23 protein-coding genes are annotated in these 25,841 nt (G+C 68.0%); 6 read left to right on the top strand and 17 right to left on the bottom strand.

Features of this window, described 5'->3' with window-relative positions; all coding sequences use genetic code 11:
• Positions 1–37 precede the first annotated feature (37 nt).
• The 4 genes from M5J20_RS09745 to M5J20_RS09730 all read right to left on the bottom strand — a co-directional run bounded on the left by M5J20_RS09745 (position 38) and on the right by M5J20_RS09730 (position 7,926).
• Positions 38–592, bottom strand: a complete 555-nt coding sequence (locus M5J20_RS09745) for an RNA polymerase sigma factor (protein WP_253579088.1) — start codon at positions 590–592, stop codon at positions 38–40.
• Positions 593–718: 126 nt separating this feature from the next.
• The gene (locus tag M5J20_RS09740; RefSeq protein ID WP_253579087.1) at positions 719–4,351 is read right to left on the bottom strand and encodes a murein biosynthesis integral membrane protein MurJ; all 3,633 of its coding nucleotides are present in this window, start codon (positions 4,349–4,351) and stop codon (positions 719–721) included.
• Between the two features lie 42 nt (positions 4,352–4,393).
• Positions 4,394–6,964 (bottom strand): hypothetical protein, encoded by a 2,571-nt coding sequence (locus M5J20_RS09735; RefSeq protein WP_253579085.1) that lies wholly within the window; start codon positions 6,962–6,964, stop codon positions 4,394–4,396.
• Positions 6,961–7,926 carry an NUDIX hydrolase gene (locus tag M5J20_RS09730; RefSeq protein ID WP_253579083.1) on the bottom strand — a complete coding sequence of 322 codons (966 nt, stop codon included), beginning with the start codon at positions 7,924–7,926 and terminating at the stop codon, positions 6,961–6,963. Before M5J20_RS09730 ends, M5J20_RS09735 begins: the two co-directional genes overlap by 4 nt.
• A gap of 149 nt (positions 7,927–8,075) precedes the next feature.
• Between M5J20_RS09730 and M5J20_RS09725 the strand changes: the two genes are divergently transcribed.
• Genes M5J20_RS09725 through M5J20_RS09710 form a run of 4 tightly spaced genes read left to right on the top strand, consistent with a single transcriptional unit; the run spans position 8,076 to position 11,273 of the window.
• Complete coding sequence (locus tag M5J20_RS09725; RefSeq protein WP_253579143.1) at positions 8,076–9,548, top strand: CCA tRNA nucleotidyltransferase; 1,473 nt, start codon at positions 8,076–8,078, stop codon at positions 9,546–9,548.
• Positions 9,541–10,149, top strand: coding sequence for a YqgE/AlgH family protein (locus tag M5J20_RS09720; protein WP_253579081.1), 609 nt, complete (start codon positions 9,541–9,543; stop codon positions 10,147–10,149). Before M5J20_RS09725 ends, M5J20_RS09720 begins: the two co-directional genes overlap by 8 nt.
• 12 nt (positions 10,150–10,161) lie before the next feature.
• Positions 10,162–10,911, top strand: a complete 750-nt coding sequence (locus M5J20_RS09715; RefSeq protein WP_253579079.1) for an AzlC family ABC transporter permease — start codon at positions 10,162–10,164, stop codon at positions 10,909–10,911.
• A complete protein-coding gene (locus tag M5J20_RS09710) occupies positions 10,908–11,273 on the top strand; it encodes a branched-chain amino acid transporter permease (protein ID WP_253579141.1) in 366 nt (121 codons plus the stop codon). Before M5J20_RS09715 ends, M5J20_RS09710 begins: the two co-directional genes overlap by 4 nt.
• An 11-nt stretch (positions 11,274–11,284) precedes the next feature.
• Here the strand turns inward: M5J20_RS09710 and M5J20_RS09705 are convergent, their stop codons facing one another.
• The 13 genes from M5J20_RS09705 to M5J20_RS09645 form a co-directional block, all read right to left on the bottom strand.
• Positions 11,285–11,590, bottom strand: coding sequence for a hypothetical protein (locus tag M5J20_RS09705; RefSeq protein WP_253579077.1), 306 nt, complete (start codon positions 11,588–11,590; stop codon positions 11,285–11,287).
• Between the two features lie 10 nt (positions 11,591–11,600).
• A complete protein-coding gene (locus M5J20_RS09700; RefSeq protein WP_253579075.1) occupies positions 11,601–12,566 on the bottom strand; it encodes a bile acid:sodium symporter family protein in 966 nt (321 codons plus the stop codon).
• Positions 12,567–12,585: 19 nt separating this feature from the next.
• Entirely contained in the window at positions 12,586–13,329 is a 744-nt protein-coding gene (locus tag M5J20_RS09695) for a VIT1/CCC1 transporter family protein (protein ID WP_367614953.1), read from the bottom strand.
• A gap of 90 nt (positions 13,330–13,419) precedes the next feature.
• Entirely contained in the window at positions 13,420–13,788 is a 369-nt protein-coding gene (locus M5J20_RS09690) for a Rieske (2Fe-2S) protein (RefSeq protein ID WP_253579073.1), read from the bottom strand.
• 4 nt (positions 13,789–13,792) lie between these two features.
• A complete protein-coding gene (gene trpA / locus M5J20_RS09685) occupies positions 13,793–14,641 on the bottom strand; it encodes a tryptophan synthase subunit alpha (protein WP_253579071.1) in 849 nt (282 codons plus the stop codon).
• The gene (gene trpB, locus M5J20_RS09680; RefSeq protein WP_253579069.1) at positions 14,641–15,999 is read right to left on the bottom strand and encodes a tryptophan synthase subunit beta; all 1,359 of its coding nucleotides are present in this window, start codon (positions 15,997–15,999) and stop codon (positions 14,641–14,643) included. Before trpB ends, trpA begins: the two co-directional genes overlap by 1 nt.
• Before the next feature lie 18 nt (positions 16,000–16,017).
• Entirely contained in the window at positions 16,018–17,460 is a 1,443-nt protein-coding gene (trpCF, locus tag M5J20_RS09675; RefSeq protein WP_253579066.1) for a bifunctional indole-3-glycerol-phosphate synthase TrpC/phosphoribosylanthranilate isomerase TrpF, read from the bottom strand.
• Positions 17,453–18,481 (bottom strand): anthranilate phosphoribosyltransferase, encoded by a 1,029-nt coding sequence (gene trpD, locus M5J20_RS09670; RefSeq protein WP_253579064.1) that lies wholly within the window; start codon positions 18,479–18,481, stop codon positions 17,453–17,455. Before trpD ends, trpCF begins: the two co-directional genes overlap by 8 nt.
• A complete protein-coding gene (locus tag M5J20_RS09665) occupies positions 18,468–19,121 on the bottom strand; it encodes a glutamine amidotransferase-related protein (protein WP_253579062.1) in 654 nt (217 codons plus the stop codon). The genes trpD and M5J20_RS09665 overlap by 14 nt, the downstream gene beginning before the upstream one ends.
• Positions 19,118–20,689 (bottom strand): anthranilate synthase component 1, encoded by a 1,572-nt coding sequence (locus M5J20_RS09660; RefSeq protein WP_253579060.1) that lies wholly within the window; start codon positions 20,687–20,689, stop codon positions 19,118–19,120. Before M5J20_RS09660 ends, M5J20_RS09665 begins: the two co-directional genes overlap by 4 nt.
• Before the next feature lie 231 nt (positions 20,690–20,920).
• Positions 20,921–21,400, bottom strand: a complete 480-nt coding sequence (locus M5J20_RS09655; protein ID WP_253579059.1) for an SdpI family protein — start codon at positions 21,398–21,400, stop codon at positions 20,921–20,923.
• Between the two features lie 10 nt (positions 21,401–21,410).
• Positions 21,411–21,674 (bottom strand): hypothetical protein, encoded by a 264-nt coding sequence (locus tag M5J20_RS09650; protein WP_253579057.1) that lies wholly within the window; start codon positions 21,672–21,674, stop codon positions 21,411–21,413.
• Between the two features lie 122 nt (positions 21,675–21,796).
• Positions 21,797–22,921 carry an ABC transporter ATP-binding protein gene (locus M5J20_RS09645; RefSeq protein WP_253579055.1) on the bottom strand — a complete coding sequence of 375 codons (1,125 nt, stop codon included), beginning with the start codon at positions 22,919–22,921 and terminating at the stop codon, positions 21,797–21,799.
• Positions 22,922–23,141: 220 nt separating this feature from the next.
• Between M5J20_RS09645 and M5J20_RS09640 the strand changes: the two genes are divergently transcribed.
• Positions 23,142–24,404 carry a dicarboxylate/amino acid:cation symporter gene (locus M5J20_RS09640; protein ID WP_253579053.1) on the top strand — a complete coding sequence of 421 codons (1,263 nt, stop codon included), beginning with the start codon at positions 23,142–23,144 and terminating at the stop codon, positions 24,402–24,404.
• 139 nt (positions 24,405–24,543) lie between these two features.
• The coding region (locus tag M5J20_RS09635) for a hypothetical protein (protein WP_253579051.1) at positions 24,544–25,841 on the top strand (1,298 nt) is incomplete at its 3' end.

Below are 25,841 nucleotides of genomic sequence, written 5' to 3'. Positions count from 1 at the left end.
GTCTACTTGGGTTAGCGCCAGACCCGATTTCCGCCGATTAACCCACCTCGGCGAGCGCCGCGGCCACGGTTTCCCGGGCGCGGTGACGTCTGGATTTCACCGTGCCGGGTTTCACCCCGAGGTGGTCGGCGGCGCGCTCGACGGTCAGCCCGTAGACGTCGATAAGCAGCAGTGCCCTGCGCTGTGCGGCGGGCAAGGTGGCGACGGCCTTGCGCAGCTCCAGGAATTGCTCGAGCGTGTCGGTCGGGTCGTGCGCCAGGAAGCGGTTCTTCTCCTGGCCCATCACGTCGCCGTCGTCGAAGCTGATCGCGGGCGCGCGGCGCGCCATGCGCCGCTGGTGGTCCAGCGCGGCGTTGGTCACGGTGCGGTGGAGCCAGGTGCTCAGCTTCGCCTCGCCGCGGTAGGTGTGCATGTTTCGCGAGGCGCGGAAGAGCGCATCTTGGACGATGTCTTGCGCGTCGTGCTCGTTGCGCGCGTAGTTGCGGGCCACGTAGTACATGCGCTGGCGGTGCCGCAGCACAATCACGTTGAAGGCGCGGGTATCGCCCGCAATGTAGTCGTGCGCGAGCTGCGTGTCGGTGCGGTGCGGCATAGGTGTCTCCCCCGGTATCCCCCTCGAATGCGTACGGGTTCAACTATGCCGGGCAGGCTGGCCGTTGGGGAGGGCGCGCGTGCGCATTTCAGTGCGCATCGCACGCCACTTGAGGAGCTTTTTCGCTTAACGACGATCAGTGAAGCCGATCACCGAGACCTCGCGCAGCGTCGCGGTGCCCACGCCGTCCTTGGCGTCGGAGCGCGCCGGCAGGTACAGCAGCACGGCTTCGAGCTTGATGTTGGTGAAGCTCTCGCCCTGCACGTCGATGTTGTTCTGGCCGCCGTGGAAGGTGCCCTCGGCGAGCAGCGGCATGTCGTCGGAAAGCGATGTCAGCTCGCCGACGTCGCCGCCGGTGTGGCCCTCCGGCAAGCCGAACACCTTGTACGGCCCGCCTTCGGAGACGGTGTCTACGAGCAGGTGCTCGAGGGTGAAGCCGCCGGGCATCTCGTGGGTCGGTCGCAGCACCACGAGGGTGCCGCGCGGGGTGGCCCAGGTGGTGGAGGCGTCGCCGTCGATAATGTCTGCCACACTGCCCTCAGCCGGCGCGGCCGGGTTTGCACCCACCTCGTTCTCCAGGGTCACCGATTCGGCCTGCAGCGGGCCGATGATCACGGGCAGGCGGCCTGGCTGCTGCGCGGTCGGGTCGGTGGCCTTCTCGGTGCTCTGGATGGAATCCGGCTTCACCGGGCTCTCCGAGTCCTCGCTGGAGAACACGCCCACCAGGTACGTGGTCAGCGCCGCGATGATGATCACAGCGACCACCGCCACGAAGGACAGCAGCGCGAGGGTGACCAGGCCGTAGCGTCGGCTGCCGAAGCCGCCGCGCAGCGCCTCCGGGTCCTGCGCCGCCTCGGCCTCCGGGGTGGCGGCGGTGTCGCCGAGGTTGACCAGCTCGGCGGGCTCGGCGGCGGCGTCCGTGGCCACGTCGGTGACGGTGCCCGGCAGGTTCGCCTCCCGGCGCAGCGCCAGTTGAATGTCGCGGAAGTCCTGCGTGTCAATCGCGTCGGCCTCCACCAGCGCGCGAGTGTTGCGGGTTAGCTCATCCAGCGCGTTGGAGTTCACGTTGGCCGTGAGCAGCGCAAGGGCCGCGGCGAACGCCTTCGCGTCGCCATGCGGGGAGGACTTCGGCAGGACCGCCGGGAACGCGAGGCGCACGCGGCCGTCAGTGTCGATGCGCAGCCGCTGGCGGTTGTCCAGGCCCAGCGGCACGTCCGCGGTGCGGGCCGCCACGAGCGCGCCGGCGAGCGGCGCCAGCGCGTTCGCCACCGCCTCGGTGTGCAGCGTCTGGCCGCTTTCGGCAACCGCCTTCACCGAGGTGCCCTCGATCCAGTCCGCCACCACCAGGGCGCCGGTGCGGTAGGACAGCACCTCGATGTTCTCGGCGATCGCCGGGTGCTTCAGCGCCGCCAGCTGCTTCGTGCGGTGCGCCACGCCGGCGGCGTCGATCGCCGCCTCGCGCGGGCTGGCCGGCGCCATCGGGGAAGCGCCGGACGTATCCACGAACGTCAGCGCCACCGGGCGGCCGGTGGCCACCTCGCGGGCCTGCCAGAAGCGAGCGCCGGTGGTGGCGCCGTGGTCCCGGATGAGGCGGAAGCGGCCGTCGGACACGCTCGCGCCGGGCACCAGCCTGGGGCCGCGGACCACACCGGCGGACATCGGCGGCGGCACCGGGGAGGCGTTGAACGTGTCGGAAACCAGGAACTGGGTGGACACGTCGCGCGGGTCCACCTCACCGGTGTCGATGGCGCGGTCCTCGTCCGGCGTGATGAAGCGGCCCAGACCCGGGATGCGGGCGAGCGCCCGGCCGAGGTTCTGCACCTCGGGGAGCTTGGATTGGGCGAGCACAATGCCGGTGACCACCACGAAGATGATGCCCAGCAGCATCACTTCGATGAGCAGGCCGACGGACGGCATGTTCACCGCGTTGCCGAGGAACTCGGCCATGTCCACGCCGGCTACGTCCCGCACCAGCCAGCGGCTGAGGAACACCGCGCCGATGCCGGCCAGTCCCGCGCCGAACGCCCACGCGGAGGTGTGCAGGATGGTCCACATCTGCAGCGTGCCCAGCTTGCGGCGCAGCAGGAACGCGCCGATGAGCGCGCCGGCGATGAAGCCGAAGCCGTTCGCCGCGCCGAGGAGCACCACCACGTGCTCTGGGCGGTCCGCAACCATCGGCGCCAAGTAGGACAGCACGATCTTGGTGGCGGTGATGCCGGCGATGATGAACGTGGGCGTCCACGCCTCCTCGCGCGCGTAGAACACGCGCAGGTGCAGCATCACCAGCGCGTACGGGATGAGCGTGAATGCTGCGAAGCTGATGGTCAGGCCGAGGTTGCGCGAGGTCTCCGCGTCGAAGTCGCCGTAGGCGAAGAGCGCGTGGCCGATGTCCGGGCCCAGCGCCGTCATGAACACGATGATGGGGATCAGCGCGATGAACGTCAGCTTGGTGCCCAGCGTCAGGTCGCGCACCACCGCTTCGTCGTCGCCGTCGGCGGCGTTGCGCGACAAACGCGGCATGATCGCGGTCAAAAGCGTCACGCCGATGATGCCGTACGGCACCTGCAGCAGCATCCAGTGCTGCTGGTACACAATCGGCGCCGCCTCAGACGACAGTGAGGCGATGCGGGTGGTCACGAAGTAACCCGCCTGGCTGATGGCCACGTAGGTGATAATCGCCAGCGCCATGCCGCCGAACTGCTTCAGGCGGTCATCCAGCCCCCACAGGGGCGTCAGGTTCACACCCAGCTTCCGCAGTGCGGGCAGCATGATCAGGCACTGCACGACCACGCCGGCCGTCGTACCCAGGCCGAGCAGCAGCACGTGCGGGTTGCTAACCGACGTCGGGGCTGCGGCGTTCAGGCTTCCCGGCAGCGCCATGTACATGCACAGCACCGCGATGGAGACGATGTTGTTGGCCACCGGCGCCCACGCGCCGGGCCGGAAGTGCTCCTTGGTGTTCAGGATGGCCATGAACAGGGAGAACATGCCGTAGAAGAAGATCTGCGGCAGCAGCAGGTAGGCGAACGACGTCGCCTGGACGAGGTTGACCTTGCCCTCCCCGCCGAGGATCAACCTGGTCAGCAGCGGCGCCGCGGCGACGGCGAGGACCGTCACCACCGTCATCAGCGCGAGCGTGAGCGTGAACAGCTGGCGCACGAAGCGCTCGCCGCGGTCCGGGTCCTCCTTCTCCGCACGCACCAGCACCGGCACGACGAGGGCGGTGAGCACTGATCCGAGCACGATCTCGGTGATGATGTTCGGCAGCGTGTTCGCGGTGTTGAACGCCGAGGCGACCGCGGGGCCGAGCGCCGCGCCGATGAGCACGGTGCGGATGAAGCCGGTGATGCGGGAGATCAGCGTCGCAATCGCCATGGAGCCGGTTGCGCGCACGACGGAGGCATTGGAGGTGTTGCCGTCCTCCGCGTTGTCCTCGGCGCCGGTGCCGCCCTCCCCTGCCGCGGCGGCCGCGGTGCGCTGGCCGCGGGTCGCCTCGAGCGTGGCCACGGCGCTGCGGGTGGCGGCTTCGGAGCCCTCGTCGCCCATCGCGCCCACCGCCACCGTCTCCGCCGGCGCCGGCGGGGTGAGGGTCTCGCCCTTCGGGCTGGTGGTCAGCAGCGAACGATCCGGGGCAGCAGATGCCTCGGCCGGCGGGGCCTGCTTCTTGGCGCGCGGGGCCGGGACGGGTGCGGGCGGGGCTGGGGTGACGATGCGTCGCCTTAGGCCAGCGCGCGGCTGGGTCTCATCCGGCTGGGTCACGTCGGTCTCCGTTTCACTGCTTTTCTAGTGCGGGTGGGCTTGTTAGCTGTCGTCGTAAAGCGGAGGCCCCGTGGGAGGTGCGCCGCGTGAGGTGCGCACGCGCCGTTTGCGCACGGCGTAGAGCAGCATGAGCGCGGCGACGAGTGCGCCGACGGCGATGAGCACCCAGCCGCGCAGCGCGAGGCGCGGGGTGCGCACCGAGATGTCCACGGGTTGGGATATCGCGTGGCCTTGTGGGCCGGCGAGGTAGAGCTGCAGGTTGGCGCTGCGCGCGTCCTGCGGCAGGTCCGCCGTCATTTGGACGGTGACCGAGCCGCGGGCGGGAATGCGCAGGCTATCCGGCACGTTGAGGCGCGAGCCGTCTGTGGCGGAGTAGCGGATCGAGGTATCCACCGGCAGGGGCATGCCGTTGCGCGCCACGATGAGCAGGGGGCTCGTCGGGCTGGTGCGCGTGTACACGTTGCCCGGCGGGATGAGCGTAACGGCGGATCGCAGGTCGCCGAGCGTCTCGCGGGAGCCGGCGAGGCGCGCGCTGGTTTCGGCCACCGCGTCGCTGTAACCCTCGATGGAGCGGCGGCCGGCGGGTGAGAGCGCGGTGAGGATGTCGCGGCGCAGCGGCAGCGTGAAGCCGTAGCGGGTCAGCGCGATCGACGGATCCGGCACGAGCAGCGCGGAGAGGTCGTTGATGAAGCGGGCCTGCTGCGTGGCGGCGAGGATCTCGGAGTCGGAGTACGTGGTCGGGTCCGGGAACTGGGTGCCCACGCGGGTGGCGGCGGGGATCTCGGGCCCGGACGGCGGCGTGATGTAGCTCGGGAACGTCACCGGGCGTGCCGCGCCGGCGGCGATGAGGTCCGCGACTGTGCCCAGCAGCGCGGCTGCGGCGTCGGCGCTCCACGCGGCGGGCGGGTTCACAAAGACGGGCTCGGTGTCGGGCTGGCCCTCGTACACCCAGGCGTTCTGCACCGCGAGCTGCACTGCGGCGGCGGCGTTGGTCGTACGCGCCGCGTCCGAATCAAGCGCGTAGTCGAAGCGGAAAGCGTCGTTGGAATAACCGGCTGTCTCCGGCTGCGGGCTCACGGTCGCGAGCGTGGCTGCGAGGGAATCCTGGTAGCCCACCGCCATGATGCCGGGCGCTACCCAGGCGAAGCGCTCGGCCGGGAGCTGCGGAACCGGGAGGCCGGTCTCCGGGTCGATGGGTGCCGCCAGGGCTTCCGAGTCCACGGCGCCGTCGGGCATGAGCACGCGCACGGTGGTTTCCGGCGGCGCGGCGGCTGCCCAGGCGGGGGCGGCGAGGTCGCGCTGCTCCAGCGAAGTCTGGCCCTCGCGAGCGGTGTCCGGCGCGGCAACGTCGCCCTGCGCGTGGGCGACGGCGCGCTCCCACGAGCCGCTCAGTCCCTCCTGCGGGATGGTGGAGCGGCTGTGGTCCGCCCACCCGAGCGCGCCGAGGGTGTCCTCTGCGACGTAGCCGGTACCCGGGACCACGGTGTTCAGGGTGCCGGTGGTGCCCAGCACGCGCCCGAGGGTGAACGGGCCGCGCTCAATTGCTTCGCGCATCAGCCAGGGGTCTCCGGTGCGGGCGACGGCGTTCAGGTCCGCGTTGGCCCACGGCAGGGCCACGGTGCAGCCGTCGTCGGCAATGTCGCGCACCTTATCCAGCCACCGCGCGGCGTCTGCCGCACCGGTGCCGGGCGTGCCGCGGGACATGGTGTCGTCGCCCCAGCTGTCGCGCAGGCGCTTCGGCTCCTCCACGGCCGGGGCGCGCTCCTCGGCGACGATGTAGCCGCGGGTCATGCGGTCGGCGACGTCGATCAGCGCGGGATCCAGCGCCGCACAAGTCGCCAGCCCCACCTCGGGGTTCTCAGTCGCGGCGAGGTAGGTGTCCACGAGCTGGTCCAGGCGCCCGCCCGGCGCGAGTTCCTCCGCGAGGTGTTCGGAGGCGAGCACGAGCTGCGGGTCCTCGGGCGCCTCGCCGGTCTCCCCCGGCAGGATGTCCACCGGCGTGCTGATGGGATAGAGCGCGGTCAGGCCGCCGGGGCGCGCGCCCTCGGGCAGCACGGTGCCGTCGGGATGCACTGCCAGGTGGAAGCGTTCGGTGTCCAGCGTGCGGCCTTCGGAGTCCGTGAGCTGCAGCAGCAGCGGGTACGCGGCGGTGCCGGGCAGCGGCAGCGTCTCAGGCGTGATGTCGAGGGTGAACTCCACCGCCTCCCCCGGGTTCAGCTGGGTGCTCAGCTCCCGGCGCTCGCCGATCAGGGCATATTCGCGTATCGACGCCACCGTTGCCACCCGTTGGTCCCACACCGAGCCCGTCGCAGGCCCGCGCCGCGGGGTCACCGAGAAGCCGTCGAGGATCTCCTTGGAACGGTTGGTCACGCGAAGTTTCACGTGAAACATTCCGTTTTCGGGTGAGGAGGGAGCGTCGATAAGCGTGAGCTCCGCCTCCTCACCCTCCCCGGGGCGGACGGCGGGGTTGGCCCACTGCTCTGCGACCTCGGAGTTCGTCGGGTCGACCGGGACGGGCAGCGCCGCGACGACGGGAGTCAGCGCGGTGGTGAGACCGGCCGCGGCGCAGAGCGCGGCAGCGGCGGTGAGCGCCCGGCGGGCGTGGCCCATCATCGCGGGGTGGCCCTTCCGGCTGCGGCTTCCTTTCTGGCCAAATCGGGCATGCGGTCCACGGCGATGCGGGCCAGTTTGCGCTCGTCGGCGTACGCGAGGCGCTCGATGAGCTCGCTCATGGGCACCCAGGACACCTCCGTGACCTCGGGATCTTCGTCGTTGAGCACGCCGTCGACGTAGCGCAGCAGGTTGTGGTGCACCGTCTTGTGAATGCGCACGCCGTCCGACACGAACCAGTAATCAATGGTGCCGAGCGTGTCGAAGGCCTCGCCGCGGATGCCGGTTTCCTCCCACACCTCGCGCTCCGCGGTGCGCCACTGGTGCTCCCCGTCCTCGACGTGCCCCTTCGGCATCGACCAAAGCAAGCGGCCGCGGCGGTCCAGGCGGCCGATCAGCGCAGCGTAGATCTGGGAGAGGTCCACGTCCCCGCTGGGCGACACGGCCTCCGCCATGCCGGAGACCACGAGGCCGCCGGCGGATGTCTCGTCGCGGGTTTCGATGGAGGAGTCGTACTGGTCCTCGTACTGCGCCGGGCGGCGGTGCTGGTAGCCGGGGCGCGACGACGGCGCCGGCCGCGGCGTGGGCTTATTCCCGCGCCGGTTGGGGTGGTTGCCGCTGCGTGCCGACGCCTGCGAGGAGTTCCCCGACTGATGCTGATTCGCGCCCTGCTGGCCGCGGCCCTTGCCGCGCCCGCGGCGGCGACGACGCTTGGACCCGCCGCCATTGCCGCCGGTGTGGCTCGATTGGCTGGAATGTTCGGAGCGCTCGGATCGCTCAGTGCGCTCGGCGTTGCCGCCACCGCTACTGCCGCCGCGGCTACTGCCGCCGCGGCCCGCGCCGCCGGACCCGCCGCGACGCCGCCTGGAGCGCCCGGAGCCACCGCCCCCCTGGCGCTTCTGCTCGCCCTGGGATGCGTCCCGGGGTGCAGAGGCGCCCGGAACGGGCCGTGTGTTGTCCGTCATTCGCCTTATCGTATCCGGCTCGGGTGCGGTTGTGGTATTTAACCGGCGCGAATCGGGCGGGTATCGTGTGACGCGTGACAACGCCTGAGACCTACCCTGATGTCTTCGACCTTCCGCAGCCGGACGATCCGATTGCGGCTGCTGTGTTGATGGCGCGGGTGGCTGCGAACGTCGAAAAGCACCAGTCCTTCCTGGAGCCGCTCGCCGCCGCCTTCGCCGCGCGCGGGGAATCGCTGCACCTGGTCGGCGGGCCGGTGCGCGACGCGATGCTGGGCAAGATCGGGCACGACCTCGACTTCACCACCTCGGCGCGGCCGGAGACGATCCGCGAGATTCTCGACGACTGGGGCGAGAAGACCTGGGACACGGGCATTGAATACGGCACGGTCAGCGCGGTGAAGCAGGGCCAGCAGGTGGAGATCACCACCTTCCGCGCCGACCTGTACGACGGCGTGACGCGCAACCCCGAGGTCACCTTCGGCGACACGCTCGAGGGCGACCTGGTGCGCCGCGATTTCGCCTGCAACGCCATGGCGGTGGAGCTTTCGCTTGCCGACGGCGCGTTGCAGCCCGTCTTCCACGATCCAGTCGGCGGGTTGGAGGACGTACTCGACCGGCGCCTGGACACCCCGCAGGCTCCTGAGCTGAGCTTCCGCGACGACCCGCTGCGCATGCTGCGCGCCGCCCGCTTCGTCTCCCAGCTCGGCTTCGAGGTGGCCCCGCGCGTGTTCGACGCGATGCGGGACATGGCGGACGAGATCAACCGCATCACCGTGGAGCGCGTGCAGGTGGAGCTGAACAAGCTCATGGCCGGCGCGCGCCCGTGGGAGGGCATCGACCTGCTGGTGCAGACGGGGCTCGCTCAGCATGTGCTGCCGGAGGTGCCTGCGCTGCAGCTCGAGCAGGACGAGCACATGCAACACAAGGACGTCTACCGCCACTCCCTGACGGTGCTGCGCCAGGCCACCGAGCTCGAGGAGCCTGGCGCGGAGCCCGACCTGAAGCTGCGCTGGGCGGCGCTGCTCCACGACATCGGCAAGCCGGACACCCGCGCGGTGAAGGAAGGCGGCGGCGTGAGCTTCCACCACCACGAGGTGGTGGGCGCGAAGATGGCCCGCAAGCGCCTGCGCGCCCTGAAGTACCCGAAGCACATGATCGAGGACATCGGCCAGCTGGTGTACCTGCACATGCGCTTCCACGGCTTCGGCGAAGGCCAGTGGACCGACTCCGCCGTGCGCCGCTACGTCACCGACGCCGGTGACCTGCTCCCCCAGCTGCACAAGCTCGTGCGCGCCGACTGCACCACCCGCAACCCGAAGAAGGCGCGCCGCCTGCAGCGCACCTACGACCACTTGGAGGAGCGCATCGCGGAGCTCGCCGCCCAGGAGGACCTCGCGCGCGTGCGCCCGGACCTGGACGGCAACGAGATCATGGAGATCCTGGGCCTCTCCCCCGGCCCCGAGGTGGGCAAGGCGTGGAAGTACATGAAGGAGCTGCGCCTGGAGCGCGGCGAGCTGGACCACGATGAAGCCGTGGCCGAGCTCAAGGCCTGGTGGGCCGCCGAGCGCCCAGGCGCGGAGCACCCGGGCACCGAGACCAAGGAGGAGAACGCAGATGCCTGAGTACTTCTACGCGGACCGGCTCTTCAACGCCCTTGAGCGGGAGGAACCCGCACCCGGCATGCTGCTCCTCGCTGCACCTGGCATGCTCGCGCCCGACTTCGCCCGCACCGTCGTACTGGTGCTTGAGCACGACGTGGATGGCACGATCGGCGTGGTGCTCAACCGCCGCAGCGAAGTCGCGCTCTTCAACGTCATGCCGCAGTGGGCCGACCTTGCCGCCTCCCCGCAGGCGCTCTACGTCGGCGGACCGGTCTCGCCGCAATCCGGCATCGGCGTCGGCGTGACCAAGCTCGGTGTGGACATTTCGAACCACCCGTACTTCACGCGCCTGGCCAACAAACTCGTCCACATCGACCTCGGCGCCGAGCCCTTCGAGCTTGCCGACGATCTGGAAAGCATGCGCGTCTTCGCCGGGTACGCCGGATGGGAGGCGGGCCAGCTCGACGAGGAAATCCGCCGCGGCGACTGGTACGTCACCCCTGCCCTGCCGTCGGACGTGATCGCGCCGGGCGGGGCGGACTTGTGGGGTGAGGTGATGCGTCGGCAAGCAATGCCCCTGCCGCTCTTCGCGACGTTCCCCGCGGACCTCGAAGACAACTAGCGGGACGTAAAAGTGTCCGTTTCACGTGAAACATTGGCGGAAGTACGCCTGGGATTGCAGGACGCGTGGGTGGTCAGCCTCGGGCTGGTACCCCTGGGCTTGGCGTTCGGCCTGTTGATGACGCAGGCCGGATTCGCCTGGTGGTGGACACCGATCTTCTCCACGGTGATTTTCGCCGGATCGATGGAGTTCCTGGCACTCGACCTTGTGCTCGCCGGTGCGAGCGTGTGGACGGCGGCGCTCACCACCTTCATGGTGAACTTCCGTCACATCTTCTACGGCTTGACGTTCCCCCGCCACATCCTGCGTCCCGGCCTGCAGACGGCCTACGCCACCTACGCGCTCACTGATGAGGCCTACGCCACCTACGCGCTCACTGATGAGGCCTACGCCGTCGGCTCGGCCGCCCACGCCCGCGTGAAGCTCACGCCGCCGCGGCTGCTCACGATCATCGGGTTCATCCAGATCTCCTGGATCCTCGCCGGCATCGTGGGTGCGGTCGCCGGATACGTGCTCCCACCCGATTTAGAGGGGCTCGACTTCGCCCTCACCGCGCTCTTCGCGGGGCTGGCGTGGGATTCCTTCCAGTCCGCCAACGACTACTCCGCCCCGCTGATCGCCGGAATGCTCGCGCTCATCGCGGCAGTGCTGGTCCCGGGCCAAATGGTGATCGTCGCCCTGCTCGCATACTTCGCCGTGCTGCTGGCGCGCTTCTGGTCCCCGAAGCTGGATAGCCTGCTCACGTGGAGGCATCGCCGATGAGCGTGCTCACCACTCCCGGCGCCTACGGCTTGCCGGCGGGCGTGACCCTGGGCATGGTGCTGGCCGTCCTGGTGCCCGCCTGCATTGTCACGGTGCTTTTGCGCGCACTTCCCTTCTCGCTGCTGCGCGTGCTCAAAGGCAGTCCGTTCATTGAATTCCTCGGCATGCTCATGCCCGTCGGCGTGATGACAGTCCTGGTGATCTACACCCTGGTCAGCTCCGCCGCCGACCCCGCCCGCCTCGCGGCGGCACTGGTATCGCTCGCTTTCACGCTGCTACTGCAGTGGTGGCGCAAGCGTGCCGACGTTTCCATCCTCGGCGGCACCGCACTCTACGTGCTGCTAGTGAACGCGGTGCTCTAGCGCGACTAGACCTACCTCGGGAACTTCGCGCGGGCTTCCTCCCAGAGGCCCTCGAACTCGGCCTCGCTGAGGCGCGTGGCTGTGATTCCTTCGAACTGGGCGTACATGTCGGGATGCGGGACGCTGCCCATCGGTTCGTTTGCTTGGCCGATAACCTTGCCGTCGGCGTAGATGCCGGTGATCGTCTCGTTCGGGTCGAGCTCGATCATGCGCACCATGGTGCATTCGGTCGCAGAGACTTCCTCGAGCTCGGCGATGTTCAGCAACTCGCCGCCGAGCTCGGGGACGCTGTAGTGGAGACGGATGAAATGTTTCACGTGAAACACCCTACTGCGGTGCCGCGGCGAGGCGGGAGACGTAAGCGGAGCACATGACCAGCTGCACCAGGTGGTAGATCATGAGCGGGATGATGAGCAGGCCCAGGGTGGCGCCGCCGAAGATCACCGATGCCATTGGCAGGCCAGTTGCGAGCGACTTCTGCGTGCCGCACATCTGGATGGCCACGCGGTCCTCGTAGGAGAAGCCGAGGCGTTCCGGCACCCACTTAGTCACCCACAACATCGCTGCGACCAGCACGCCAGAGAAGACGACAAGGAACACAATCTCCCACACGGAGACGTCCCCCCACACGCCGGCGACGATGCCTTGGGAGAACGCGGAGTACACGACCATCCAGATAGACCCTCGGTCCACGATCTTGGTGGCCTTCGACTTCGCAATGTCTCGCACCGGCGGGATGAAGTTGTGCGCCAGCTGGCCGAGGACGAACGGCAGCAGCAACTGCAGGGAGATGTCGATGAATACTGAGGTATCCACGTGGATGCCGTCGCCCGCGCCCATCAGCAGCATTACCAGCAGCGGCGTGAGCAGCACGCCGAGTAGGGACGACATACTGGCGGCGACGACCGCGCCCGGCACGTTGCCGCGGGCGATGCCGGTCAGCGCCACAGAGGATTGCACCGTCGACGGCACCAGCGTGAGGAAGAGAATGCCCTGGTACAGCTCCGACGAGATGATCGCGGTCGACGGCCGCATACCCAGGCCGATGAGCGGATACACCACGAAGGTGAACACTACGATGGTGAGGTGCAGCCGCCAGTTGGTGAGGCCGCGCAGGGCTTCTTTCGTCGATAAGCGGGCGCCGTAGAGGAAGAACAGCAGCGCGATGGCGAGTTTCGTCGCCACGCTGAACACGTCCGCGAACGTGCCGCGCGCGGGGACGATGAACGCAATGATGGTCGCCGCGATGATGCCGATGAGCAGCGGGTCGACCTTCTTGAGAAATCCCGGCATGGCGCCCAGTCTAAGACCGCTACGCCACGCTCGTGCCCAGCAGGGAACCCACGCCGAACGTCACCGCGAGCGCCAGCCCGCCGCCGACGACGAGGCGCAGCACCGCGCGCCACGGTTTTGCGTTGCCCAGCTTCGCGGAGATGTAACCCGTCACCGCGAGCGCAATGAGCGTGATGACGACTGTGACGAGCACCCGGGCCGCAGCCGGGGCCAGGATGATGGTGATGAGCGGGATGAGCGCACCCGCGAAGAAGGCGAGGAAGGACGCGATCGCCGCGGACCACGGGCTGACCAGATCTTCCTCGTCGATGCCGTAGTGCACCTCGAGGTGGGCGGCCAGCGGGTCGATCGCGGTGCGCTCGCGGGCGACTGCGATGGCGGTCTCCTCGCTCAGGCCGGAGTTCTTGTACGCCTGCACGAGGTGGTTGAGCTCGGCGGCGGGATCCTCTGCGTGGAGCTTGCGCTCTGTGCCGATGGCGGCGTTCTCGGCATCGCGCTGCGAGGAGACCGAGACGTACTCGCCGAGCGCCATCGAGACGGCGCCGCCGACGAGTGCAGCCACACCGGCGGTGATGATCTCGCGGGAGTTGGTGGTGGCACCGGCGACACCGACCACCACCGCCGCGGTGGAGACGATGCCGTCGTTCGCGCCTAAGACCGCGGCGCGGAGGCGGTTGAGCCGCTCCCCCATGCCGTGCGTTTCTACTTCAACGTCGTGGAAGTCCACGTGGGTGGGTACTGCAATGGTTTCATTCGCGTTCATAAAATCTCATCAAACGCGAGTAGTGGACATGTGCGCAAGCAAGGAAGCGCACACTTACCGCAGGTCAGGCGCGGTTTAGAGAGGCGAGGCTTAGCTCGTAGCGGCGGCGACGGTGTCCCCTTCGTCGACAAGTTTAAGCTCCATCATCGGGTTCACGGCGGGACCCTGGAGGACGGAGCCGTCGACAATGCTGAACTCGGACCCGTGCTTGGTGCAGCGCACCACGTCGCCCTTGACCACGGTGATCTTGGATGCCTGGTGCGGGCACTGCGCGGAGTAGGCCACGAAGTTGCCCTCGGTGGGCTGGGCGATGATGACGCGGTCCAGGATCACGGCGCTGCCCACCGGCACCTCGGTTTTGGCAACCTCATCGTTCGGCGCCTGCCCGCAGGCGGCGAGGAAGGCACCGGCGAAGGTGGTGGCGGATCCGACGAGGAAGAGTCGGCGGGAGCAGGTCATTGTGTTAAGCCTCCTGGTTACGGGTCGCGGCCTTCATCTCCTGGACGTAGGCGGTGAGCTCCGCCTTCAAACCGTCCCAGTCGGTGACGCGGCCCGGGTTCGGGTGGGTGTACTCGATGTACTTGGACACAATGTTATTGATTGCGGAGCCGGTGATGGCACCGACCGCGCCGGCGGCGATCGCGTCGGACACGTGCTTGGGGGTGGAAATGCCGAAGCCGAGCATCACCGGCGGGCCGCCGAAGGTGCGGATGCCGTCCACCACCTCGCGCAGGCCGTCCACGGTCGCTTGCTTCTCGCTGCCGGTCACGCCGTCGCGGGAGACGGCGTAGATGTAGCCGCGGGAGTGCTCGGCGACGGCCTTGAGCGTCGCCTCTGCGGCCTTGTGCGGGGCGATGTACACGGGCTCGATGCCGTTGGCTTCCGCGGCGGCGGAGAACGGCGCGGCTTCGCGGACGGGAACGTCGGGAAGCAAAATAGCGTCGACGCCGGCTGCGGCGAACTCTGCGTAGAAGCGGTCCAGGCCGCGCACGTAGGCCATGTTGGCGTAGTTGAGCAGGCCGATCGGCAGGTCCGGATAGCGCTCACGCAGCACGCGGAGCTGCTCCAGCGCCTTATCCACCGTCGCACCGCCGTCGAGGGCGCGCACGTGCGAGAGCTGGATCGAGGGGCCGTCCGCGACCGGGTCGGAGAACGGCACGCCGAGTTCCAGGGCGTCGGCGCCGGCGTCGACGACGGTGGTGATGATCTCCAGCGCGTCCTCCGGGGACGGGTCGGAGAGCATGAGGAAGGGCACGAACGCGCCCTCGCCGCGCTCCTCGAGGCGCTGGAACAGGCTGGCAAAACGGCTCATTACTTCGCCTCCTCGGCGTGCAGGGTTTCGTCGGTGATTTCGGCATCGTGCGGTTCTTCGCCGCCCGGGGCCGCGCCGTCGGTGACGTTGCCGCGGTGGTTCGGGCGGTCATCCTGGACCACCCAGTCCGGGTTCTCCTCCAGCGTGCGGCGGATGTGCGCGACGTCCTTGTCGCCGCGGCCGGACAGGGAGACGAGGATGTGCAGCGGCTCCGCGTCCTTGGGGTGCTCGGCGGCGCGCTTGAGCGCGTACGCCAGCGCGTGGGAGGACTCCAACGCCGGGATGATGCCCTCGTAACGGCTGAGCATCTGGAACGCGCGGATCGCGTCCTCATCCGTCACGGCCACGTATGTCGCGCGGCCGCTCTTGGCCAGGTAGGAGTGCTCCGGGCCCACCGCCGGGTAATCCAGGCCGGCGGAGATGGAGTAGGACTCCTCCACCTGGCCGTCCGTGTCGCGCATGACGTAGCTCTTCGTGCCGTGCAGGATGCCCACCGTGCCGGCGTTCACCGCGGCACCATGCTTGCCGACGCCGAATCCCTCGCCGCCCGGTTCCGCGCCGACCAGCTCTACGCCTTCGTCGTCGATGAAGTCCGCGAACATGCCGATGGCGTTCGAGCCGCCGCCGACACACGCAGCGACGACGTCCGGCAGCCTGCCGGTGCGCTCCAGCATCTGGGCGCGCGCCTCGGTGGAGATTATGCGGTGGAACTCCTTGAGCACCACCGGGAACGGGTGCGGGCCCGCCGCGGTGCCGAGCAGGTAGTGGGTGGTGTGGAAGGTCGCGGTCCAGTCGCGCAGCGCCTCGTTTACTGCGTCCTTGAGCGTGCCTGCGCCGGACTCCACGCCCACGACCTCCGCGCCCATGAGGCGCATGCGGTACACGTTGGGCTCCTGGCGCTCCATGTCCTTCTTGCCCATGTAGATCACGCACTCCAAGTCCAGCAGCGCGCAGGCAAGCGCGGTGGCGGTGCCGTGCTGGCCGGCTCCGGTCTCTGCGACGATGCGGGTCTTGCCCATCTGCTTCGCCAACAGCGCCTGGCCGATGACCTGGTTGGTCTTGTGCGCGCCGCCGTGGACGAGGTCCTCGCGCTTGAGGAAGATGCGGGCGTTGGCGCCGTCCGTCGGCAAGTTCATGCACTCGGTGAGCGGGGTGGGGCGGCCGAGGTAGTCGCGCAGGAGGCGGCGGTACTCCGCCATGAACTCCTCATCGGCGAGCGCGTCCACAAACGCCTGCTCCAGCTGGTCGAGGGCTGGCAGCAGCGCTTCGGCGACGAACTGGCCGCCGAACTCGCCGTAGTAGGCCGGCAGCAGCGGGAACTTGCCGCGCTGCGCCTGGGTGCCGGGGGTGTCGGTCATCAGGGTTCTCCGTCGTGGTTACTCGTGGTAGTTGCCAATAATCGTAAAGGTTTGGTTGATCGCGGCCGCGTTCTTACGACCCGCCCACACGCCTGCGCCGGCGGGATACTCCACGCCGGAGTTCAGGTCCACGCCGAGGCAGCCCACGGCGAGCGCGTCCGCGACGTTGTCCGGGCCGATGCCGCCGGCGAGCAGCGCGTGCCGCTTCACCGCTTCCGGCACCGCGGACCACTCGAAGGCGCTTCCGGACCCGCCGTCGTGGGCATCGAGCACAAGCTTGTCGACGCTTCCAACCAGCCCCTCAGCCACAACCGGGCCGTCAGGGTGCGTCATGGACACGGCGCGCCACACCTCGATGTGGGCGAGACCGGCCTCGGCGAGTTCGGTGCGCACGCGCGCGACAAGGTCAAGCTCCGCCTTCAGGCTGCCCTGGTACGGAGCGTGCACCTGCACGGCCTCGACGCCCGGCAGGCAAAGTTCCGAGTACCCTTCGGTGCGGCGCGAGACCGCCACGTACGCCAAGCCCGGCTCGTGGGCGATGATGTTTCGCGATGTTTCACGTGAAACATTGCGCGGGCTCGCCTCCTCGAAGATGAGGCCGCCGTAGACCGCGCCCGCCGCCTTGGCGGCCTGGGCAGCGCTCACGCTGGTCAATCCGCACACCTTGTTCGGGCCGTAGACCAGCTCGCGGGCGGCGCGGTCAATGTCCGGCTGGCTCGTGAGCTGCGAGCCGACGAGGAACGCGTCCGAGTGCCCGCCGAGGCGGCGCACCGTTTGCACGTCACGGATGCCGGACTCCGACACCACAACGGCGCCCTCGGGCGCGAGCGCCGCGAGGCGCGCCGAGCGGTCCAGGTCAATCGTGAGATCGTGGAGGTTGCGGTGGTTCACACCGAAAATCTTCGCGCCCAACGCGGTGGCGCGGCGGGCCTCATCCTCGTCGATCACTTCGGTGAGCACGTCCATGCCCAACTCCCCCGCCAATGCTGATAAGCGCGCGTACTCGTCGTCGTCGAGCACGGACAGCATAAGCAGGATCGCGTCCGCGCCGAAGTAGCGCGCGGCGCACACCTGAACCTCGTCGATGATGAAGTCCTTGCACAGCACCGGCAGGTGCGTGGACGCGGCGACGGTGGCGAGGTGGTCGTAATCGCCGCCGAACTTGTCCGGCTCGCACAGCACCGAGATGCCCGCGGCGTAGCGGGAGTAGACGCGCGCGATCGCGCCGGGTTCGTAGTGCTCCCGAATCAGGCCGAGCGACGGCGAGGAGGACTTGCATTCCATGATGAAGCTCGTGCCCGGGCGCGCCAGGTTGTCGTACAGCGACCGCTCCGATTTAGGTAACGTGGCGAAATCCACGTGCGCGACCCTCTGGCGGATTTCGTCAATGTGACGCTTTCGGCCTTCGACGATGCCCTCGAGAACTGTCGGCAAGCGAGATGCGTCTGTTGCGTTAGGCACTGTAGTCGGCCTCCTCGTGGGTGCGCAGCCAGTTGGCCACGGTGCCGTCGTCGAGAAGCGAGCGTGCGTGCGTCACGCCCTCCGCGATGGTCTCGGTCGTGCCGTTGAGGTAGAACATGGCGCCGGCGGCGGCGGTGATCGCGTCGCGGTGCGCGTCCGGCCCCTCGCCCGCGAAGGTGGCGCGCATCATCGCGGCGTTCTCGGTGCCGTCGCCGCCGCGGAGGTCCTCGAGCGAGTGCCGGCCCACGCCGAGTTCCTCGGGCGTCAGCGTGTAGTGCTCGATGTTGCCCTCGCGGTCCAGCTCCCAGACGAGGGTCTCGCCGTGGACGGCGATCTCGTCGGTGCCCGCGCCGTGCACCACCAGCGCACGGCCGCGGCCGAGTTCCCGCATGGTCTCCGCGATCATCGGGCCGAGCGCCGGGTTGGCAATGCCCATGATCTGCAGCTCCGGGCGGCCCGGGGAGAGCAGCGGGCCCATGGTGTTGAACAGGGTGGACACGCCGAGCGCCTTGCGCACCGGCTGCACAAACGCGATCGCCGGGTTGTACGCCGGGGCGAAGAGGAAGGTGAAGTTGGAGGACTCGAACTGGCGCACCGCGCGGTCCGGGTCGAGGTCCAGCGGGATGTTCAGCGCTTCGAGTACGTCGGCGGACCCGGATTTGGAGCTCACGGAGCGGTTGCCGTGCTTGACCATCTTCACCCCGCCCGCCGCCGCGACGAGGGAGGCGGCGGTGGTGATGTTGATGGTGTTCGCGCCGTCGCCGCCCGTGCCGGCGGAATCCATGATCCCCTCCCCCGTCACCGGGAACGGACGGCCCGCGTTGAGGAACGCGCGCGCGGCGCCGGCGATGTCGGCGAAGGTCTCGCCGCGGGTGCGGATGGTGGCCAACAGCGCCGCGATGTGCACGTCGTCGTAATCGCCCACCGTGAGCGGGGTGAACGCCTCCACCGCCTCCTCGAGGGTGGGCTCGGGGTTGTCCAGGAAGCGTCGGAGGATCTCGAGGGATTTATCGCTCGCCATTGTCGGTGCCTTTCTTCGCGTTCATCGTAAGAAGTTCATCTACGCAGCGCTCGAGGATGAGCGGGCCGCCTGGGGTCAGGATGGATTCGGGGTGGAACTGCAGGCCGATGGACATGCCGTCGGCACTGCGCGCGGCCATGATCACCTCGCCGATCTCAGTTTCGGTCCAGGCCAGCGCCTCCATGCCCTCCGGCACCTCGGTCGCGCCGAGGGAGTGGTAGCGCGCCACCGGCACGTCGCGGCCGGGCACACCGGGCACCCCGCCTTCCGTGAGCCCGGTGAACAGCGGGGAGGCAACGCCGGCGTCGGAGAGCTGCATGCTTACCGACGCTCCGTGCACCGGCCCGCACGGCCGCACCCGGCCCCCGAAGTACTCGATGAGCGCCTGGTAGCCGAGGCAAATGCCCAGCAGCGGGATGCGCCCCTGGGCGCGCTCGATGACTTCCATCATGCAGCCTGCCTCGGCCGGGTAGCCGGGGCCCGGGGAGAGCACGATGAGCTCCGGGTCGGCGTCAAAGATGGTGTCGGCGGTGACGGTGTTGCGGTACACCACCATGTCGTTGTCTGCCGCGCGGAACCCGCGCAGCGCGTCGACCAGGTTGTACACAAAGGAATCCTGGTTATCCAGCAGCACAATCATCGCGCAACCTCCAGTTCGCTGCCTGCGGCGGACGCGATGGCATTGAGCACCGCGTAGGCCTTGTGCAGGGTCTCATCCGCCTCCGCCTGCGGGTTGGAATCCCGCACCACGCCCGCGCCCGCCTGCACGGTGGCGGTGCCGCCGGTGACGTACGCGGAGCGGATCACAATGCAGGTATCAAAGTCGCCGGTGCCGGTGAGGTAGCCCACCGCCCCGCCGTAGGAGCCGCGGCGCACGCCCTCCTGTTCGCGCAGTAGCTCGGTGGCGCGCAGCTTCGGCGCGCCGGTGAGCGTGCCCATGTTCATGCACGCGCGGTACGCATCCAGCGCATCCAGGTCCGCCGCCAGCGTGGCGGTCACGCGGCTGACCAGGTGCATCACGCGGGAGTAGCGGTCCACCTGCAGCAGTTCCGCGACTTTGCGGGTGCCGGGCTCGGCCACCCGGGCCATGTCGTTGCGGGCCAGATCCACCAGCATGGTGTGCTCCGCAACCTCCTTCGCGTCGGTGCGCAGCTGCAGCTCCATGCGGGTATCCAGCTCGTGGTTCACGCTGCCGTCCGGGTTCAGGCCGCGCGGGCGCGTGCCGGCGATCGGGTACAGCTGCACCTCGCGCGTGTCATGGTCGAACTTCAGGTTCGACTCCGGCGAGGCGCCGAACAGCTCGTACGCTTCACCCTCGCGATCCACGCCGCGCACGTAGAACATGTACGGCGAAGGGTTGGTCTCGCGCAGGCGCTGGTACGCGGCGAACGCGTCCGGGCACGCCGCAGTGAAGCTGCGCGCCGGCACCACTTGGTAGATGTCGCCGTTGGTGATGGAGCTTTTGAGCTTTTCGACGTCCGTCCGAAACGCCGCGTCGTCCACATCAGCCGCCGCCGTGAGCGTGGCCTCGGGGTGGTCAGCGGGCGCATAGGCGTGGGTGTTGTCCGGGTCCGCGGCCTCGATGGCGGCCGCGAGCTCGGAAAGGTCGATGCCCTCGCCCGCGGCATCCACACCCGCGAGGTACGCCGTCTGCGTCTGGTGGTCAATGCGCAGCAGCACCTCCGCCAGCACGAACTGGTAGTCCGGGTAGGTGTTGCGACCCTCGGCAACCTGCGGGAGGGTCTCAAACGTCTCGAGGTAGTCGAAAGCGAAGCCGCCGGCCAGCATCGGGAAGTCCGCGTCCTCACCAACCGCGCTGCCGTAGCCGGCCTTGGTGGTCAGTGCTCGCAGCACCTCGACGGTGGACGTGGCGGTGAGGCGCTCGCGTTCGTCGGCAAGCACGGGTGCCGGGAACTCGTAGACGTGCTCCCCCACCGCGTACTCGGCGAGCTGGGTAGCGACGTCTGTGGCGAGCACCTCGCCGGAGGCGGTGAGCGGCTCGATGGTGACGCGGTTGCCGTTGCAGGTCACGCGCAGGGAGGAGCGCAGGACAGCGACGGATTGCAGGCCGGAACGGGTGGTGATGTCGGCCGATTCCAGCAGCACCGCGTCCTGGGCGGCGGTGCCGCCGAGGTGGGCGAAGAGGCTGGAGGCGTTCTCGTGATAGCGCACCTGGTGGCGCGTGAAGCGAGGTGGGGGTTTGCTCATCGCTGCTGTCCTTGGTGTCCTTCGTTTGAGGTTCTGCACCGAGGGTACTGCCAGCAAAAAGGCCCGCGGTGCTTGGGGTTTGTTCCAAGCCGGCGGGCCGGTTGTGTGAAGTCGACTTAACCTGGCACGCCGTTTACGCGCGCCACCACCAGTTGCTGTGCTGGGTCGAAGAGTAAGTCACGCCCACAACGCTAAGACAAGCGGCGGGGGCGTGCAAGCGGTCGGGCAAATTTATGCTCCGCCCTGCTGCTCGTCCGCCTTGCCGGCGGCCTTGCGCAGCGCGTCCAGGTTCACCTGCGGCTGTGGCGCCTGCTGCGCGTCGGCGGTGTCGGCGTCCTGGGCCTCAATTGCTTCGTCGACAAGCGCGGCAGCCCGCGCCCCGAAGTTGCCGCCCACGGAGAGTGCCACCACCGCGGCGACGAAGGCAATCACGGGCGCGACCCAGAGCCAGCCATGGGAGATGAACGCGAACGCGCCGCCGAGCGCCAACGCGAAGCCGGTGAGAATCCAGAACGGGCCGACCACCCTGTGGGCCTGCACCCACGTCGATTCGTGCTTGCGTACCTCGGGAACCCGCAGGCCAACCACGGAATTGCCCGGCAGCTTGCCGACGGCTGCGGAGACACCGATTGCGATAAACACTGCGGCACCGAGGAGGAAGAGGATGCCGATGACAATGTTGAGGGTGCTCATGACTGCAAACGGGGACATGGGTGCCAGCTTACGCCCCGAGGGAGTCCCCGACGGCACCCGCCAGGACCATGCGGATCAGGTAAATGCACAGCGCCGGCACGATGATCAGTGTGAGCGGCACGGCCCACTGGATCGGCGGCAGCGTCGCCGCGAAGAACCCGGCCGCGGCGATCGCCACCGCTGCAATCGTGCGCGGCAGGAAGCTGAACGTCGAGGTCACGGCCGCGCTCGCCAGCTCGCTGAAGGGGGCGCCCTGCTTGGCGGCGCTGCCCGCCCACCCGTAGAACCACACGGCGATGCCGGCGATGATGAAGATGGCGGCCAGCGTGAGCCCCTGGATCAGAATGCGAACTCCCCCGTCGATGCCGGCCTCGCTAGTGAACCACTTGTGGTCCCCCGGGGGCGCTAGCGCACCTAGATGCGTTGCCCGCTGGCCTTGGAGAAGGCGTGCAGGCCGCCCTCCTTGATGCGCACGTGAATGACCTCGCCTTCGCGCACTCCGGATAGCGGTGGGGTGCGAACCACGATCTGCCCGGCGGAGCCTTCGTCTGCCCCGGCCTCGTGCCAGCCGCCACCGGCAAGGTGCCCGTAGACGTAGGAGTCAGAGCCCAACTCCTCCACGAAGTCAACTTCCACCGGGATGGTGTGCTCCGTGTTCGCGTCGACGATCTCTAGGGCCTCGGGGCGGAAGCCGAGCACGATCTGGCCGTTGTCCTCCGGGGCGACTGCGGCGAGCGTGGCGTCGTCCAGGGGGATGCTTGCCTGGCCGGTACGCGCGGTGCGGGAGACCGGGTCAATGTCGAAGGTGGATAGGTTCATCGCCGGGGAGCCGATGAAGCCCGCGACGAAGACGTTGTTGGGGTGCTCGTACAGCTCGCGCGGCGTACCTACCTGCTGCAGGACACCGAAGTTCAGCACCGCGATGCGGTCGCCCATGGTCAGTGCCTCGGTCTGGTCGTGGGTGACGTAGACGGTGGTCACGCCCATGCGACGCTGCAGGTTGGCAATCTGCGTACGGGTCTGCACGCGCAGCTTGGCGTCCAGGTTGGACAGCGGCTCATCCATGAGGAACACCTGCGGTTCGCGCACAATGGCGCGGCCCATGGCCACACGCTGGCGCTGGCCGCCGGAAAGCGCCTTGGGCTTGCGGTCCAGGTACTCAGTGAGGTCGAGCGTGCGGGCCGCTTCCTCGACGCGCTTGTTAATCTCCGCTTTGTCCACTCCCGCGATCTTGAGCGCGAAGCCGATGTTCTCTCGCACCGTCATGTGCGGGTACAAGGCGTAGTTCTGAAACACCATGGCAATGTCGCGCTCCTTCGGCGAGACATTGGTCACGTCCTTGTCGCCGATGAGGATTCGGCCCTCATTTGTGTCCTCCAGACCTGCGAGCATGCGCAGCGCCGTGGACTTTCCGGAACCCGAGGGTCCGACGAGGACTAAGAACTCGCCGTCCGCGATATCAAGGTTGAGTTTGTTCACGCTGGGGTTCGTCGCACCTGGGTAAATGCGCGTTGCGTGGTCATAGGTCACCGGAGCCATGGTGTCTCCTCCATCGGCAGGAACGTGCCGAACGATCCGTAGTGGAAAAAAATGGGCAATGCCAACGATACTCTCGGGTGGGTAAAAAATGTGATGTGTTGCGCGTCAGCGTGTTAATGGGATCAAGTTCGCACATCCTGGTGCGGAAGTGAAAAGATGAGGCGAACGGCTTGGTCTATGCCGTGCTGCCTGTCACCTGTGTTCACCGAAAGTACGTCTCATGAAATCGAAATTCCTGAACTCGCTGCTGTTCTGGATCGTGCTGGCGATCATCGCCGGCTGGGTCTGCAGCCTGTTCTTCCCCGTCTGGCTCGCGCGGGTCTTTGTCACCTTCAACGGGCTGTTCTCCAACTTCCTCGGCTTCTTCGTGCCGGTGCTCATCTTCGCGCTCATCGCGCCCGCGATTGCGTCGCTGGGCCAGGGCGCGGGCAAGTGGTTGGGCATCACCGCCGGCGTGGCCTACGGCTCCACCATCATCTCCGGCCTCATCGCCTGGGGTACCGCCTCGCTGCTCTACCCCACCCTGCTGGCCGGCAAGAGCTTGATCACCAACGTGGACAACCCGGAGGAAGGCGGCTTGAGCCCGTACTTCACCGTCGAGATGCCCGCGCCGTTCGCCGTGATGTCCGCACTGCTGCTCGCATTCGTAATCGGCGTGGCCATGACGGCGGTGCCGTCGCGCAACATGAAGGCGGTGCTGGATGAGCTCAACGGAGTCATCCTCAAGGTGGTCACGAGCTTTGTCATCCCGCTGTTGCCGATCTACATCTTCGGCACCTTCCTCAACCTGGGCATGAACGAGAACTTCGGCTCCACCATGGCGGCTTTCGGCACGGTGCTGGTGCTCTCCATCGTAATGACGATTGTGATCATCCTGATCCAGTACCTCGTCGCCGGTGTCGTGGCGGGCGTGAACCCGTTCGTCGCGCTGAAGAACATGCTGCCCGCGTACTTCACCGCGCTGGGCACCTCCTCCTCCGCAGCGACCATCCCGGTAACCTACGCCTCCACCCTGAAAAACAAGGTCGACGAGGATGTCGCCGGCTTCGTGGTGCCGCTCTGCGCCACGATCCACCTCTCCGGCTCGATGATGAAGATCACCCTCTACGCCCTCGCGATCGTGTTCATGGGCAACCTGGACATCGCCGCCGGCCAGGTCCTCGGCTTCATCCTCCTGCTGGGCATCATGATGATCGCCGCGCCGGGCGTGCCGGGCGGCGCGATCATGGCTGCCGTCGGCCTGCTGCAGGCCAACCTGGGCTTCGATGAATCTATGGTCTCCCTCATGATCGCGGCCTACATCGTTGTGGACAGCTTCGGCACCGCGGCGAACGTGACCGGCGACGGCGCAATCGCCCTCATGCTGAACAAGTTCGCGGCCGGCAAGATCAAGGGCTCCTCGCTTGACGACGCCACTCTCGACAACGCCAATGTTTCACGTGAAACATCGGTCGAGACCGCCGGCTCGACCGTGGTGAAGTAACGCACTTCCCCCGCAACCCACAAGGCCGCTTCCCTTCCCCGGGAGGCGGCCTTCGCCGTTCCCTGCCCACGATGTTTCACGTGAAACATCAGCGCAATTCCCCTCGCCACCGCCCCCTCCAGAGGCCTACGCTGGAGGTATGGCACGCGAGCTGAGCACAACGGATCCGAAGAAGGAACCCGCCACCGTCACCAAGAAGCAGGTGAAGCCGATTCTGGCCATCGCCGCGGCGGTCGGCCTCGCCTTCGGCGGTCTCGGGTGGGTCAGCTCCGAGATCCCCACCCTCGCCGAGTCCACGCCGCAGCAGCTGGCCGCGCCGCAGGTCACCATCGACGACCCGCACGAGGTGCTTTCCAGCGCCGACCGCCAGCGCCTCATCGACGACGCCAAGACCATCAACGCGCCCGAGTACGTCACGGATTTCCACTACATGGTCTTCGCCACCAACCACGAGAACATCCTGGACACCGTCGAGGAGTACACGCGCGACCACTACCCCGACCTGATCGACCAATCCAAGGGCACGGACGGCGAGTTCCGCGAGGGAGTGGTGATCATCGGCGTTGGCCTCGACCCCCGCCAGGCGTTCGCCTACAGCGGCTTCGACATCGGCGACGAACTCGGGTTTACCGACGACGGCCGCCTGAACGACATCCTCGACGCCATGAAACCGGATGTGAAGGCCGGCGACATCCCCGCGGGCCTGATGAAGTCCGCCCACCTCGCGCTCGACGCCGACGCCATCGGCCAGTACCAAGTGGATTACGCGGAGGGCGACCGCGTTGCCAAGACCATTGCCGGCCTCGGCGCCGGCTTTGGCCTCACCACGGCCGGCGGCATGCTCCTCGCCAGCGCCCAGGGCCGCCGCCGCAACCAGCTGGTGAAGGGCCGCGAGGACTACGAGCTGGTCACCGGCGAGTACGTCCGCCTCGCCCAGCGCCTCGACGAGGTGGACATCCGCGCGCACTCGCTCTCCTCCGCTTTCGCCGACGCCGAGCTGCGCAAGCAGTGGGTCGAGGTGCGCGACCGCTTCCTCGACCTCAACGAGCTGGTCCACGGAGCGCAGGGCTTGTCGACGATCGACATGAGCGACGACAACGCCGTCCGCGCCCATCGCAAGCAGCTTGCCGACGCCGCGGAGACCGTCGAGCACACCTCCAACGCGGAGGACAACATCGACCGCCTCTTCGCCGTCGAGAACGGCGACGAAGCAGCCCGTCGCACCGACCTCGCTGCGCTGCGCGAGGACATCCAGGAGGCCCGCGAAAAGGTCCAGGAGCTGAAGTGGGAGTCCAACAAGACGAAGAAGGCGATGGCGGTGTCATGCGGTGTTTGCGCCACGTTTGAATACTTCGTGGAGTATCTCACGTGGGGTTGCGCCGTTGAGGATTTGGCGGGGTGTTTCATTGAGCTCGTTTTGCACCCAGGCCACGTGTT

This window comes from Corynebacterium stercoris, from assembly GCF_024160105.1.
In the GTDB taxonomy this organism is placed as follows: domain Bacteria; phylum Actinomycetota; class Actinomycetes; order Mycobacteriales; family Mycobacteriaceae; genus Corynebacterium; species Corynebacterium stercoris.
This window is presented reverse-complemented; position numbering and strand designations above follow the sequence as displayed.